Source organism: Streptomyces sp. NPDC097595, from assembly GCF_044761525.1.
Taxonomy (GTDB): Bacteria; Actinomycetota; Actinomycetes; order Streptomycetales; family Streptomycetaceae; genus Streptomyces; species Streptomyces drozdowiczii_A.
Genome location: NZ_JBIWCN010000012.1, coordinates 13,736 through 29,105 on the forward strand (window position 1 = coordinate 13,736; position 15,370 = coordinate 29,105).

A 15,370-nucleotide genomic window follows, 5' to 3' on the forward strand; every position below is an offset into this window, starting at 1 on the left:
CACGCCGATGAAGGAACTGACCTTGGACCTGGACATCCCGCAGCGGCCCGAGGAGGACACGGAGCCTGTCGCGGAGGGCTCCGAGCCTAAGGTCACGGCCCTCAAGGAGGGCCAGGTAGTCGACTACATCTCCGGCGAAGCGATCAAGGAGACGGAGAAGGAAAAGGTCCGGCAGCGGATCGCCCGCGCCCTGGTACACGAGCACGGCATCGACCCCGGCGATATGCAGCGCGACTTCTCCGTAACGGTCAGCGAGGAGGGCGCTAAGCGGAAGCGGAGCAAGAAGGCCGACATTGCGATCTTCGAGTCCGGTGCCCCGCACACCACGGCGAACCTGCGGCGGGTGGTGATCTGCAAGCAGGAACCCAAGCGCGGGAAGTACGTCGTCAAGCTCCGCGAGCCCGACCAGGCCAGGAAGGATCTGGAGGAGCTTCAGGAGCTGATGGGCAACGAGGACCGCCCGCAATGCGCGGACGGTATGTGGACCGACGGTGTCGACTTCTTCTTCCTCAAGAAGGTGGTCGGCGACTTCGGCGCCGACTTTGAGGACCGCAGCGACTGGGAGATCGCCGACGGCACTCTCGGCAGCCGCACTGTCGCCTCGCACCAGCGGCTGCGCCAGGCCGACCCGGAGATGCTCAAGATCGCCTTCCGGCGCTGCCACAACTACATCCACGGTAACGAAGGCATGCCCAAGGACGCCGCCTTCTGGCAGTTCCTCTACCTTCTCTTCGCCAAGATGTACGACGAGAGGGTCAGCCACGGCTCCGTGCACGGCCGGTTCCGCACCGGTCTGAATGAGATGTTCGACGAGAACGGGCGCGCGGCCATCAGTAAGCGCGTCAAGGAGCTTTTCGAGGACGTCAAGGGCGAGTACAAGGGCGTCTTCAAGCCCACCGACGAGATCTCCCTCTCCGACCGGGCCCTCGCCTTCATCGTCAGCGAGCTCGCTCCGTACGACCTGAGCGGCACGGACGTCGACGCCAAGGGCATTGCCTACCAGGAGCTCGTCGGCACCAACCTGCGCGGTGACCGAGGCCAGTACTTCACCCCGCGCGGCGCGGTCAACCTGATGGTCGAGATGCTCGACCCGAAGGAGGACGAGACCGTCCTCGACCCGACCTGCGGCACCGGCGGCTTCCTCCAGGCCACCCTCAAGCACCTGCACCAAACCTGGAAGAAGGAGGCCGGCACGCTCGGCTTCCCGGATGAGAAGGAGGAGCGGGAGCGGTACGGCGACAAGCTCAAGGAGTATGCGGAGAAGCGCCTGTTTGGGTCCGATTTCGACCCGTTTCTGGTGCGCGCGACAACCATGGCGATCATGACCCTGGCGCAGACCACAGGGAACGTCTTCCACATGGACTCGCTCGCCTTCCCGCAGGGACACCTCCCAGGCGTCGAGGCGGCGAAGAAGAAGATCCCGCTCGACAAGCCCACCGTGGACGTACTCCTGACCAACCCGCCCTTCGGTGCGGACATCCCGGTCAGTGACGAGTCGGTGCTCGGCTCGTTCCGCAACGGGATCGCCAGGTCCTGGGGGCGCAACAAGGAAACCGGCGAGGTCGAGGCGAGCACGACCAGCATGCCGTCGAGCATGGCGCCGGAACAGTTGTTCATCCAGCGCGCCATCGAGTGGGTCAAGCCCGGTGGACGGATCGGCATCGTCCTGCCGAACGGCATCCTGTCGAACCCCGGACCGACGGATGAGGCGATCCGCCGCTACATCCTGCGGAACTGCTGGGTCCTCGCGAGCGTCGAGCTGCCGGTGGAGACGTTCATCGTTGACGCGAACGTCAACATCCTCACCACGCTCCTCTTCCTGAAGCGCAAGACCCGGCAGGAGATCCAGAACCACGACCTCGGGACGGAGAAGGCGTACCCCGTCTTCATGGCGGTCGCCGAGAAGGTCGGCTTCGACCGGCGTGGCAACGACCTCTACAAGCGTGAGTCCAACGGGGAGATCGTGGTGGAGACGGAGGTTGTCATGGAGCGGCTCCGTATCCGAGGCAAGGAGGTGACCCGGCCGCTGACCCGCAGCAAGAAGGTCATCGACAACGATTTGCCGGTGATCGCGGAGAAATACCGGAAGTTCCGGGCCGAGTACCCGGTGCCGGGTGTGGATCCGCGTACGGCTGGTTCTGCGCGAACGGAGGCCGGGGCGTGAAGGTCGCCGAGCTGTCCAACCCGGTGAAGTCCGACTGGTTCGCGGACCAGGGGCTTCGGCTCGATGCCTCGCCGTATGTGGCGGGGTCGATGAAGACGAAGAAGCTGCTGGAGCAGTTGCCGAAGACGGAACCGCTGGCAAGGCTGACGGTGGGGCATAACGGGGGCATCTTCAACGGGCCCATGTTCCGGCGGGTCTATCTCACTGACCCCGAGCACAGCGTGCCGTTTCTCGGGACGAAGGACATGATGGCGGCTGACTTGACCGGGCTGCCCCGGTTGCGTAAGTCGGACGCGGAGTCGTCGACTTTGTCCTATCTCCAACTCAAGCCCGGGATGACGCTGATCTCGTGCTCGGGATTCAATGCCGGTCGGCGGGCCTACGTCCGGCACGATATGGGTGACTGCTGGTCATCGCAGGACACCCTCAAGGTTGAACCCGACCCGGAGAAGATCAAATCCGGCTATCTGTACGCCTTCTTGCTCAGCAAGTTCGGCGAGTCGCTCGTGCGAGGGTCGGTGTATGGCTCGGCCGTGAAGCACATCGAGCCTCACCACATCGCGGGGCTGCCGGTGCCGCGATTGGGAACGAAGCTCGAGGGTCAGATCCACGACCTGGTGGAAGAGTGCGCGCGGCTGCGTGCCGAGTTCCAATCGTCCTCGGTCAGCGCGACGAAAGACCTCTTCACGAGCGTGGGGCTGCCCGAGCTGATCGATGTCCGCTGGCATCAGCAGGAGCGGGACCTCGGGTTCGAGGTTCCAAGCGTGGGCTCTGCCTCGCTGCGAGCTTTGAATTTCGCGCCAAGAGCGCAACGTCTGGTCGAGAAGTTGGGCTCCGTGAGTGGCCGATCGCTCGGCTCCATCTGCGAGGGCGGCAGCCTGCGTACGGGCGCCCGATTCAAGCGGATCGACAGTGATTCAGAGCATGGCATCCGCCTCGTCGGCCAGCGTCAGTCGTTCTGGTTGCGCCCTGAAGGACGCTGGATCAGCGAAGCGCACGCTCCCGATGACATTCGGCTCCAGGACGAGACGATTCTGGTTGCCGCGCGCGGCACCCTTGGCGAGAACGAGGTGTACAGCCGCTCCATTCTCGTGACTGGGTCATGGCTCAAGCATGCGTACAGTCAGGACTACGTTCGTGTCGTCAGCGGGGACTCTGACGTACCTGGCGCCTACCTGTTCGCCTTCTTCAGGTCTGAGGCGGCATTCCGCGCCCTTCGGTCGTTCAGCGTTGGGGGCAAGCAGCAGGAATACCACCCGAGGTTCCTGCGTGAATTGCCAGTCCCTCTCGCATCCCCCGCCGCCCGCGCCCGCATCGCCGCCACCGTCCGCCACGCCTACAAATGCCGCGACCAAGCCGATGTCCTAGAGGACCGGGCCCTCGCGCTGCTCACCACCGCCATCGAGGAGGCCGCCGACTGATGAGTGCCAGGATCGTTGCTGTTGGGGAGGCCGTCAACGATGCCGAGCGGAGGGTGATTGCGCACCTGCGTGATCACGCCCCCGACGACTGGACGGTCCTGCACTCCGTCGAGATTTCGTACAACCGGAACGAACTGTTCGAGGTCGACCTCGTCGTGGTCACCGGGCACGCCGTGTACGTCATCGACGTCAAGGGCACCCGAGGCCGCATCGAGGTCGACGGCGGCCGCTGGCAGCCCTCTCACCGGGCGCCGTTTCGCTCACCGCTACCGAAGCTCCGCGGGCACGCTAAGCAACTGAAGACGCTCCTGGAGACGGCTCACCGTCCGTTGTCCCGGCTCTACACCGATGCGCTGGTCGTCCTGCCCGCACCCGACGCCCTGCTCGTTGACCGGACGCCCCGCCAGCACGACGCCCGTGACACCGTCACTCTCCGGGACCTGATCGGCCGGCTCGCGGACGTGAGCCGCGTACCCACCTCGACCAACCGCTTCGACACGGACGTCTCCGCGCACCACGAGCTGATCGTGCGTGGGGTGCAGGGTTCGTCCCGGCCGCCGTCGGGCCCCCTGCGGTTCGGCAGCTGGGAAGTGGTCGAGCGGCTGAGCGAGACGGGCCCGGAGGAGGGCGATGACGTCCACCGCGAATACCGGGCGAAGAATGCCCTTGCGGTACAGGGGTCGGGCACGGTCCGGCTCTCCGTCCGCAGGGCCGATCCGTACGCGCCGGAGACCGAGCGGCTCCAGCAGCAGAAGCGGATCGGCATCGCGTACGAGGCGCTCGGCAAGTTGCCCTCGCACCCGAACATCGTCGGGGTGCGGGACTTCTTCGCCGACGAGGACAAGGACTCCTTCGTCACCGTTTACGACGACGTTCCGGGGCACGCCCTCGCCCTGCACCTGAACGGGGCCGCAGACCCGCTGACCGCCGACGCGAAGCTGCGAACGATCCGGCACATGCTGATGGGCCTGGCCCACGCGCACAGCCGCCTGATCGCGCACCGCGAGCTGAATCCGTCCACCGTGCTTATCGCACAGGACGGCCGGGCGACGCTGACCGGTTTCGAGTACGCGAAGACCGCGCAGCGCCGTGCCCACACGGTGATGCGGGAGGCGTACCAGGTCGCCGACCGTGCGTATCTGGCGCCCGAGTGCCATGCCGAACCGGCGGCGATGGGCATGAAGGCGGACATCTACGCGGTCGGTGTCCTCGGGTTCCAGCTCCTTACCGGCGAGCTGCCGTTCACCTCCGCCACCGAGCAGGCCGACGCGGCAGGGCGGCTCCCGGCGCAGGTCCTCGAAGCCGCCGAGGTCCGTGTCGAACTGGCCCACTGGCTGCAGAAGTTGTGCGCGACGGCTCCGGACGACCGGCCGACCGCCGTGGAGGCACTGCGCCGCCTCGACCTGGTGATGGGAGCGCGAAGGGCTCCCGCCCGGCGTATCGGCTCCTCGGCCTCAGTTCCCCCGGCTCCTCCTGCGCTCTCCGCCGGGCAGCCCGTGCAGGACGGTCCGCGGGGCCCGGAGTTCTTCCGTGACCTGCCGGCCGACCACCAGCTCGGTACGAAATACCTGGTGCGTCATCGTCTCGGCCGCCCCGGCTCGTTCGGTGTGGCTTATCGGGTGTACGACACGATCAGGAGTGTCGACCGGGCGGTGAAGCTGGTCCTGCGGGACCGGGACTCCGTCCTGGAGCGGCTGCGCCGCGAGGCGGGCGTCCTGGACCGGCTGCAGAACGCCCCGCACCCCAATGTGGTGTCGATGGTGGACGCGGACCGGTTGATGCCACCGGACGAGTACCCGTACCTGGTCTTCGAGTTCGTCGACGGCAAGGACGTCGCCGAGGTGATCCGCGGCGGCCGGATGGGCGCGGCGGACGTGCTGCGGCTCGCGATCGACACCGCGCGCGGGCTGCGCCACATCCATGATCGCGGGGTGTGGCACTGCGACATCAAGCCGAGCAACCTGCTGTGGACCGACGACGGCGTCAAGCTGATCGACTTCGGGATCTCGAAGTCCTCCGATTCCTCCGAGGGGCACAGCTACACCAGCCCCCGCTACAGCCCGCCGGACCTGGACCAGGTGCCCGCCGACGCTTCTGGCTACACCGACCGGGACCTGTTCGGCCTCGGCGTCACGCTGTACGAGGCGCTGACCGGCGGGCAGTACCCGTGGGAGGGTGTTGGACGGCCCTCGCCCGGTGTGTCGCCGGTGGACCCGCGCACCGCGTACAGCGGTTTCGGTGATCTGGCGCCCGGTTTCGCCGAGATCATGCTGCGCGCGGTCTCTCCGTACCGGGCGGAGCGGTTCTCCACAGCCGAGGAACTGCTGCGCGCGTTGGAGGCGCTGGAATCCGCACGCGTCGCCCCTACACCGCTTCTACCAGCCGTGTCACGGTCGTCCGAGCGGTCTCAGCCGCCGCCGACGCCACCGGCTGCCCCCAGTGTCGGTCAGGAGCCGCAAGAGCCCGAGCCGAACTCCAATCCGTTCGTGGCACACCTGCAGACGCTGTACAGCCAGAGCCGCCGCAGCAACCGCGGCACCCGCGGCCTCGATCCGCACACGATGTCCGTCTACGTCGAGACGGCCCTGGACCGGGAGCTCGTGCCCGCACTGCGGGAAGGCCGGCATGCGCTGGTCGTGGTGACCGGTAACGCGGGCGACGGCAAGACGGCCTTCCTGGAGCGGTTCGAACGCCAGGCGGGCGAGCTCGGCGCCGAGTTCGGGCCCCGCCGGGCCAACGGCAGCGACTTCACCCTGGCTGGGCACCGGTTCCGTACCAACCACGATGGCAGCCAGGACGAGGGTGAGGTCAGCGGCGACGACGTACTGGATGAGTTCTTCGCACCCTTCGCCGGGGCCGACGCATCGGCATGGCAGGTCGCGGGAGAGACCCGGTTGATCGCCATCAACGAGGGGCGTCTGGTCGACTTCCTCAGCCACCACCACGACCGCTTCCCGCACCTCGCCAAGGTGGCCAACCTCGGCCTGGCGGGCCGTGACACCGGGCAGGCCGTCGCCGTCGTGAACCTCAACGCACGTGATGTCGCGGCTCGTCCCCTCGACGCCGACGGCGAGCCGCAGGACGGCGAATCGCTCCTGGAGCGCATGCTCGACCGGATGACGCACGATCGGTTCTGGGAGGGCTGCGAGCGCTGTGACCTGGCTGCCACCTGCTATGCCCGGCACAACGCCCAGACTTTCCAGCACCCCGCCGCGGGGCCCCAGACCGCGCGGCGGCTGCGCCGCCTCTACGAGGTGACCCAGCTGCGCGGCAGGCTCCACATCACCCTGCGCGACCTGCGCTCCGCGCTCGCCTACACCCTTACCTCGGGCCGCGACTGTGCCGAGATCCACCAACTGTACGCGGGCGGTTCCGGTCAGGAGATCCTGGACAGCTTCTACTTCTCCGCCCACCTCGGCGCCCCGGCCGCCGCCGACGGCAGTCCGCGCGAGCGGGACCGACTGCTGACCCTGCTGCGCGAGGCCGATGTGGCGGCGGTTCCGCAACCGCAGCTCGACCGTCGTCTGGACTACGCCGGGCTCCTGGAGGACCGGGCGCTGATCGCGGTCGACGGGCGCGGCGACCGCGATCGCGTACTGCTGCGCGGCGCGTTCGAGCAGCTCGGCCGGTCGGTCGCCGAACGCGTCTCCCAGACCGCTGCCCACCGTCATTACGTGGACGCTGCCCGCCGCTTGCTCTACTTCGAACTCCACGACGAGGACCGTGCGGAGCGGATGCTGCCGTATCCATCGGTGCTGCACTTCATGGCGCTGTTGTCCCGCGCAACGCAGACGGGCACCAAGGAGCGGGACCGGATCCTGCGGGCGCTCAACCGTGGTGAGGGACTCGTGGCCCCGGAGCGGATCGGCGACGCTCTCGCGCTGAAGGTGCGCGACGTACCTGGCGGCACCATCCGTACCTTCCGCCGCTTCCCCGCAGAAGGGTTCCGGCTCGAACCAGGTAACGCGGCGGCCTCCCCGTACATCGAGTCGGGGCGCACCTCGCTGCGGCTGAGCTACCGGGATCCGGCCGGCAGCCAGGGCGGCACGGCCGAACTCGACATTCGGCTCGACCTGTTCGAGCTTTTCCAGCGGTTCGAGCGCGGCTACCGGCCGTCCGTGACCGACTTGCAAGGGCAGCAGCTCGCCCTCGCCGTGTTCAAGAACCGGCTGGCGGCCGTGCCGTACCAGGAGATCCTGCTCACCACACACGGACACGACCTGCGGCGGATCCACCGCACCGAGGACTCCGTCCTGCACATGGAAGAACTGACAGCACGGTCCGGCGACGACCACAGTGGTGCGGACGGTGACGGTCCGGCTGTCGCGGGCACCGCGGCCGGCATTGAAGGGGACGTCGCGAGGGCGGAGGAGACGACATGGCGCTGAGCGGTTCCCTGGGGACGTTCCACCACCCCGGCATCAGCCGGCTCGACTACAAGACGCTGGACATGGACCGTGTCCTGACCGGGCTGCTTGCGCGCCTGTGGCACCAGGGCATGCCCAGCAAGATCAACCGCTCCAACGAGCTCAAGGTCGACGTCTTTGTCAAGCTGTTCCTGGACCACCCGGAAGTCTTCGACGGTTTCGACCGGGAGACCACCACCCGGTGGGCCTCCACCCATCTCCTCGACATGGTCAACCGGGGCAAGGCCACCGAGGCGGTGGCCGGCCCCAGGCCGCTGCACGGTCTCACCCACCGGTTCCGCAACAAGCGCAAGTCCCGCCCGTACGGGGCCGACGAGCAGCTGTATGAGATGCTCGCCACCGAGGAGGGAGCCCTGGACCAGCTCCGCGAGTTCTTCTTTTCCGACGTCGACCGCGCCACCGCGGAGATCACCCCGGGGGCGGACACCGACGTGGAGACCCAGGCGCTGCTCCACCTGGTGGGACAGGCGGGCGGACAGATGCGGGACCGGCCCGACACCACCCGCCCCCGCACCCCCTACCCCGCCCTGTGCGCCGAACCGGCCCGCCAGCTGTGCCGGGACGTTCTGCGGCTGCTTTACCACCAGGAACACATGCCCCGGACCGTCCTCGTTGACTACCTGAAGATCCTCTTCGCTTTTCACCTGGCCCTCTACCACCTGCGGATGATCAAGCTGCTGCCCGCCGTGATCGAGGCCGGATCGGCGCCCGCCACTTGCCGGACGGGGCACCAGGACACGCCGACGGCGGACCGCTGCCCGCACAGCGTCCGGCTCTTCGTCGACGTCGAGGGCGTGCCCGGCACCCCGGCGGCTGCGCTCGCCGAGCGCAGCGCCGGCATTTGGTACGGGCGGATCACGCGGTTCATCCAGGCGACCTATCAGATCAAGAAGCTCGACGAGTTCTCCGAGGACCTCGTCAAGAGCCAGAAACTGGCCTCGCCCGTCGGCCGGAGCTACTTCACTCCGGTCGAAGTCCTAAGGCGGCTCTCCACCCATCCCAAGGAACGCGAGGCGTTCTTCCTGCAGCGCGCCACCCGCGTACGGGACGAGGAGAAGGACCTTCCCCCGGAGCTGAAGCAGATCACCCAGCTCGGGCTCAACGCCTTCGACGAGTACATCGAGATGCTGATGCACTACAAGGGCAGCTACCACCGCAGCTACTTCATCGACTGCCTCGACTCGATGTTGCTCAAGCACCGGCCCGGTGCCCTGCTCGCCCAACCGCGCGGCAGACGCGACAGCGCCGTCCGGCGATTTGTCCTGGACGCGCGCCTGCTCGAAGTGCTCCTTCAGGTGTCGCTCCTGAGGGAGGGCGACGACGACAGCGGCAATCTGCGTACCGCCCCCATGCGCGTGGACGAGTTCCTCACTCTGCTGCGCGAACGGTACGGACTCCACATCGACCAGCTGCCGGACGGCGACGGTTTCTCCGGCGCCCACCTGGACGACCAGGCAGCACTGCGGGCCAACGCGGCGGCCTTCCTCAATCGGTTGCGCGAGATCGGCTACTACCAGGACATGTCGGATGCCTATCTGACGCAGACCATCACTCCCCGGTACATCATCGGGGCCGCGACAACGGGGGCGACGGCCTGATGAGCAGCGCCAGCACCAGCAACGGCCTGGCGGAGCCCACCGCGAAGGACCTCCGCGAAGCCCTCGAAGGCGTCCTCGTGCCGCGCCTAGCCAAGCTGGTTGGCGAGCGGGGCGCCGGGCACTGCATGCGGGTCACCGAGGTGGAGCCCGAACTGGCGGCCGCGCTGGTCCGTAGGCTCCGGGGGGCACTCGGGCCGGCCGCCACTGTCTGTGTCCTGGGCACCGCCGACGACCTCACTCCCGGACAGCCGCACCACGACACCGTCGTCACCAGCACCAAACTGGTCGAGCTCCGCAACCGCACCGAAGGTGACGACGGGAACGGGAACAGCCTGCCCGGACCACTCCTCGTCTTCGTTCCCCCGGGCACGCGGGTCAGTGCCGAGGACTCCTTCGGTATCGCGACCTTCGAGGAAGTACCCCTCAGCGACGCGTACGCGCAGCTGGCCGACCACCTTCTCGATCAGGTACCGGAGCGGCTGCGGCCCGGCGTCGACGAGCTGCTCGCCGTACTCCGTGACCAGCCCGGACACCGGACGGGCGACCGTGCCATCGCCCTGTACCTGCTGACGCTCCGGACCAACGACTACCGCACCCAGGCCGCGGGGGCTGCTGTCTACCACTTCGGCCTGGTACCCGACTTCGAGCTGTACACCGACCCGTCGCTCGTCAAGGATCGGGCCGAGCGGAACCGCAAGCTGGTCGGCAAACTTGCCACCTCCAGCCGCTCGGAGCGCCAGCGCGTCCTCGATCTGGGTCTGACCGACGCGGACTTCGCCGGCAGGCTAGCGGGATTCGCCACCCGATGCGGCCTGGAGGACCCGGCGACATGGACCCGCCGTATCGTCGTCGACCGGGAGAACTGGTCGCTCTCCTTCGGTAACTGGCGCGTCGATGAACGGCGTCGCGCCACCGTCTCCATCGAGGTACGCGAACTCGGTCTGCCCGCCGCCGGCGACAACGCCGAGGAGCTACAGGCCCACCCAGCACTCGAAGCCATTGTGGGGCAGCCCTACCTGCTCGCCGGGGACAAGGGCGTCCGCGATCTGGCACCCCGGTTCACCATCGAACCGTCCCCGCTCAAAGTGGAGGGTCTCGACCGCTTCCGCGTGGAGATCGTCTCGGAGAGCGGCGGGCCGATCGGCCGGATTGCCCACGTCACCAAGGGGACCCGGGCCAAGCCCGATTACAAGGCACCGCTGCGCCGGCTGAACAAGATCGACTGGGAGGAAGGGTGGCACTACCTCAGAATCACCCCGCTCGACGCCGCCGGTGACGCTCTCGATATCGCCCCTGGTGCGCACGGCCTGCCCGGCGGCGAGAGCGAACGCTTCTACGTCGTCCCCGAGGGAGAGGCCGAGGAGCCGCCGGAGCGCAGCGCCGGGCGCTACGACGGCATCATCCAGGCGCTGCGCTCACTGCAGTTCGACGCGCTGGCTGCCACGGACGATCCGGCCCGTGTGAACCTGACGGACGTCCGCTGGAAGACCGCTTCAGCGCGCAGCCCCCTGCGCGTCCTCAACGCCCGCATCCACACGGCGGGAAGCGCAGAGATCCGGCTCTCCCCGCAGCTCGTACAACTCCAGCAGGATCTACTCGCCCGCCCCCAGGACACCTCCCTGCGTCGGCTCGTACTGCGCCCCGACGGCACCAGCGAGACCCCCGGGGGGAACGAGGAGGACTTGTCCCTCGCCCTGACCGGGCGGGCTGCCGAGGCCTACGACCGCTACCTCGCTACGCGTTACGACTATTTCGCCGCCCTGTGCGGCCAGGCGGGAGACGTGGTCGATCCCGATCAGCTCCTGGTCAGCGAAGCTGTCGACTTCGAGGTGATCCGCGACGAATTGGTCGCCTACACCGAGGCGTACGCGGAACTGGTGGAAGCCCAGTCGCTTCAGGCGGAGCGGGCCGGTGAGGGTGCCCGGGGCGCCGCGCTGGTGGGGCTGGCCCGCATCCAGCAGACCGACTGCGCGGCCGTCACCCTCACCGACGGTCTCGGCGGGCGCGACACCGTCCTGCTCATCTCCCCGACGCACCCCCTCCGCGCACTCTGGCTGGCGACCTGGTCGGCCCTAGGCCGGGACTGGGCCGCGCGCCTCGTCGGCGAGGACAAGCGACGGGTCATCGCCGCCCGCGACTCCTTCCTCCAAGCCCTCTCGCCCTTGGGCTTCCCGTTCGCCGTCCCGCGCCAGGACGGCCGACTCATGACAGCTGCGGACAACCTCACCCCGTACTGGGCCGCCTACCTGCCCAGCGAGACCGCCGACCCTCGTGGCCTGCTGGGCCGGCTCACCACAGCGCTGCACCTCCCGGCCGCCGGCCCTCGCGCTGCAGGCGCGTTGTCCGGTACGGCGATCGCCGACCGGATCGAGCGGTACCTACGCCTCCACCCGTACGTCCGCACCCTGGTCATGAACGTCGTCAACGCAGGCCGCGCGGAGATCGTCGCCGACGCCCTCCTCGAACTGCAGCGCCGTACCTCCACCCGGGACCTCACCTACGACATTCGCCTGTGCGTGTCCGACCCGGAAGCCCCCGAGTCTGGTGCGGCGCTGGGTGAACTGATCAGCACGCAGAGTCAGTTCACCTCCGCCGCGGCGGAGGCGTTCCTGCACGCCGCGGAAGGCACCCGGAGCGCGAAACTCGTCTACTCCGTCCGCTCAGTGGAGGAGTTCAGCGAACCCGGAGCCGAGTTCGACGCCCATCTGACCGTGCTCATCGACGCCTTCGGCGGGGAACAGCACGGTTCCGTCATACGCCACGACATTGCGCACGCCCCGGTCCACGGCCTGGTACAGCCGACGTCCTCCACGTACGAGGAAAACGAGCAGCAGATCGTGTGGCGGACCATGCCACGCCACGGCACCGCCCTGCCCGCCGAGGACGCGGAGGACATTGCCACGCTCCTGAGCCGGCTGCCCGGACTCCTCGCCGGCGCCGCGGCCAACGTCGCCACCGCGGGACAGGCGCCCCGCCATGTGCCGTGCACCGTTCTTTCCCTCGACAACACCGACCGGGCCCTGCTCTACCAGGCCCACCAGGTCAGCGACTGGGTCGTCACCATCGACAGGACCCTGGGCCTGGAGTACTTCGACCACGCCGGACAACACGACCGACCCGAGTACGTCATCGACTACGCGCCCTCGCTGGACAGCGGCCTCGGCCACCAGATCATGGTCAGCTCGAACTCGGTCGACGAACTGCGCACCCTGCTCGGACCGACCGCCCAGCAGCACGGGCTCGACGTCGAACAGCGCCACCTCAACACCTTCTTCGAGCAACTGCGCCTGCTCTCCGGCAACCTCGCCTTCAAGCTGGCCTCAACCGCCCCCACCCAGCGCACTGAAGTGCTCGGCCTGGCCTTGGCCCGCCTCTACCTGGACTACCAGGACGCACTGCGCAACCAGATCGTCGTCCCCCTGGACGCCCACCCCGAGCTGTACGCCGAAGTCCGCCGTCAGGCCCGGGAACTCGGCGACGCCCTCTCCTTCCAGCGCAGCGACCTCGCCCTGTTCCATCTCGACGCGCGGACCCGGACCATCACCTGCCGCCTCGTCGAGGTCAAGTGCTACACCGCGCTCGATGACATCGGCGCCTACCAGCGCCTCAAGACCAAGGTCATCCAGCAGCTCGGACGGAGCCAGACCGTCCTCACCGACTCCTTCGATCCGGCCCACATCGCCCCAGACCGGGTGGACCGACCGGTCAAGAACCTGGCTCTCGGCTCTATGCTCCGCTTCTACCTGGAGCGGGCGGCACGCCACGGGACCATGGGGCACGCCCCCAGGACGGCGGCCCACGCCCTGCTCGACAGCCTCGACGATGGCTACACCCTCCACTTCACCCGCAGCGGCCTGATCTTCGACCTCGCCCGCGAGGGGACAGACCGCGAACTCGACGACGAGGTGGAGTTCCACCGCATCGGCAGCGATCTGATCACCGAGTTGATCAACGCGATTCCCACTGTTCGACCGGGTGTACCCGCGCCCACGGGCCTAGCCGTTGCGGAGGAGGACGGAGCGGCCACCGCTCCCACCTTGGCGATGTCGCAGTTGGCTGTGCCACGGCTCTCCGACGCAGAGTTCCGGGCACCTGACGTACAGGATGAGCGGGATGCCAAAGATGCCCAGGAGGAAGACCGCGGGCAGGCCGGTGGGGGCACGGCAGTGACCATCCCCGATAAGGACGAGGTCGCGAACGGCAACGAGACCAGGCCACTTAACGCGCTTGAGCATGCGGGCCGCGAGACAGGTCCGGCCCAGTCCGTGGCGACGTTGCCCGTGCCTGCTTCCGACGCGGCGGAGGCGGTTCCGGTACCTCCCTCTCCGGGAGGAGCCTCATCCGCTGCTCGTCCTCCGGGCGGTACCGGAACACCGCTGCGGACGGGCTCTGCCCCTGAAAGTCAGGGCTTCCACGAGTCGCCGACCATCGATGCCCAGCCCACCTCTGTCACACCGGGATCGGCTTCACCAGGGGGCCTCCCCGAGATCTTCCTCGGCGTCACCCGCCCCTCCCCGCAACACGGTGTACTCGGCGAAGTAGCCGGCCGGAAAGTCGCGGTCGATCTCGACGAAACCCACACCATCAGCCTCTTCGGCGTACAAGGAGGCGGCAAGAGCTACACCCTGGGCAGCATCATCGAGATGGCCTCGCTGTCCGCCCCGCCGGTCAACGAACTTCCCCGCCCTCTCGCGACCGTGGTGTTCCACTACAGCCGCGACATGAACTACGCCCCGGAGTTCACTTCCATGGCGTGCCCAAATGATGACAAGGCGCAGCTCCAGGTGCTGAAGGAGCGCTACGGAGCCGACCCCCAAGCGCTGTCGGACGTGCTGCTGCTCGCCCCCGCCGCCCAGGTCGCCGACCACCGACGGAATTTCCCCGGCATCGACGTCCAGCCGCTCGCCTTCTCCTCCGCTGAACTCCAGTCGTCCCACTGGCGCTTCCTCATGGGAGCGGTCGGCAACCAGTCAACGTACATCCGGCAGCTGACCCGCATCATGAGGTCGAACCGCAACAACCTGAACCTCGGCGTCATCCGGCAGGGCGTGGCCGATTCCGGTATGCCTGACCACGTCAAGCAACTGGCCCAGGAGCGGCTCAACCTCGCCGAGGACTACATCGACGACAATGCCCGGCTCGCCAGCCTCATCCGACCAGGCCGGCTGATCGTCGTTGACCTCCGCGACGAGTACATTGAGAAGGACGAAGCACTCGGCCTCTTCGTCGTCCTGATGCAGCTGTTCGCCGAGGGCCGCAGCGGGGACGAACACTTCAACAAGCTGGTCGTCTTCGACGAAGCGCACAAGTACATCGACAGCCCGGACCTCGTCGCCGGCCTAGTCGAGACCGTCCGCGAGATGCGCCACAAGGGAGTGAGCATCCTGGTCGCCAGCCAGGACCCGCCCTCGGTACCGATCTCTCTGATCGAACTCTCCGACCACGTCATCCTGCACAAGTTCACCTCGCCGGCCTGGTTGAAGCACCTCCAGAAGGCAAACACCGCCTTCGCTAGTCTGCGCGCTGAGCAGATGGCGCAGCTTCAGCCCGGTGAGGCGTACGTGTGGGCGAGTAAGTCCACTGACCCGGTGTTCACTCACGGAGCCGTCCGAATGCGATGCCGTCCTCGGGTGACCCAGCATGGCGGAGGGACGAAGACGGCGACGGGTGGACAGTGAGCTGGCGGCACGTCGCCCAGAGTCGGACTTCGAACGAGTGGCGGGGGGACCTCGGCTTCGGCCTTGGGGCAAGGCCCCAGTC

General features: G+C 67.8%; 5 protein-coding genes. All 5 read left to right on the plus strand.

What is annotated here, in order from left to right; all coding sequences use genetic code 11:
* Positions 1–7: 7 nt before the first annotated feature.
* The 5 genes from ACIQZN_RS19660 to ACIQZN_RS19680 are packed head-to-tail and all read left to right on the plus strand — an operon-like array spanning position 8 to position 15,288.
* Positions 8–2,164, plus strand: coding sequence for a restriction endonuclease subunit M (locus tag ACIQZN_RS19660; protein WP_403995170.1), 2,157 nt, complete (start codon positions 8–10; stop codon positions 2,162–2,164).
* Positions 2,161–3,585 carry a restriction endonuclease subunit S gene (locus ACIQZN_RS19665; protein WP_403995173.1) on the plus strand — a complete coding sequence of 475 codons (1,425 nt, stop codon included), beginning with the start codon at positions 2,161–2,163 and terminating at the stop codon, positions 3,583–3,585. Before ACIQZN_RS19660 ends, ACIQZN_RS19665 begins: the two co-directional genes overlap by 4 nt.
* Complete coding sequence (locus tag ACIQZN_RS19670; protein WP_403995176.1) at positions 3,585–7,973, plus strand: protein kinase; 4,389 nt, start codon at positions 3,585–3,587, stop codon at positions 7,971–7,973. The genes ACIQZN_RS19665 and ACIQZN_RS19670 overlap by 1 nt, the downstream gene beginning before the upstream one ends.
* Complete coding sequence (locus tag ACIQZN_RS19675; RefSeq protein WP_366533110.1) at positions 7,964–9,610, plus strand: methylation-associated defense system protein MAD7; 1,647 nt, start codon at positions 7,964–7,966, stop codon at positions 9,608–9,610. Before ACIQZN_RS19670 ends, ACIQZN_RS19675 begins: the two co-directional genes overlap by 10 nt.
* Positions 9,610–15,288 carry a hypothetical protein gene (locus ACIQZN_RS19680; protein WP_403995179.1) on the plus strand — a complete coding sequence of 1,893 codons (5,679 nt, stop codon included), beginning with the start codon at positions 9,610–9,612 and terminating at the stop codon, positions 15,286–15,288. The genes ACIQZN_RS19675 and ACIQZN_RS19680 overlap by 1 nt, the downstream gene beginning before the upstream one ends.
* Positions 15,289–15,370 lie beyond the last annotated feature (82 nt).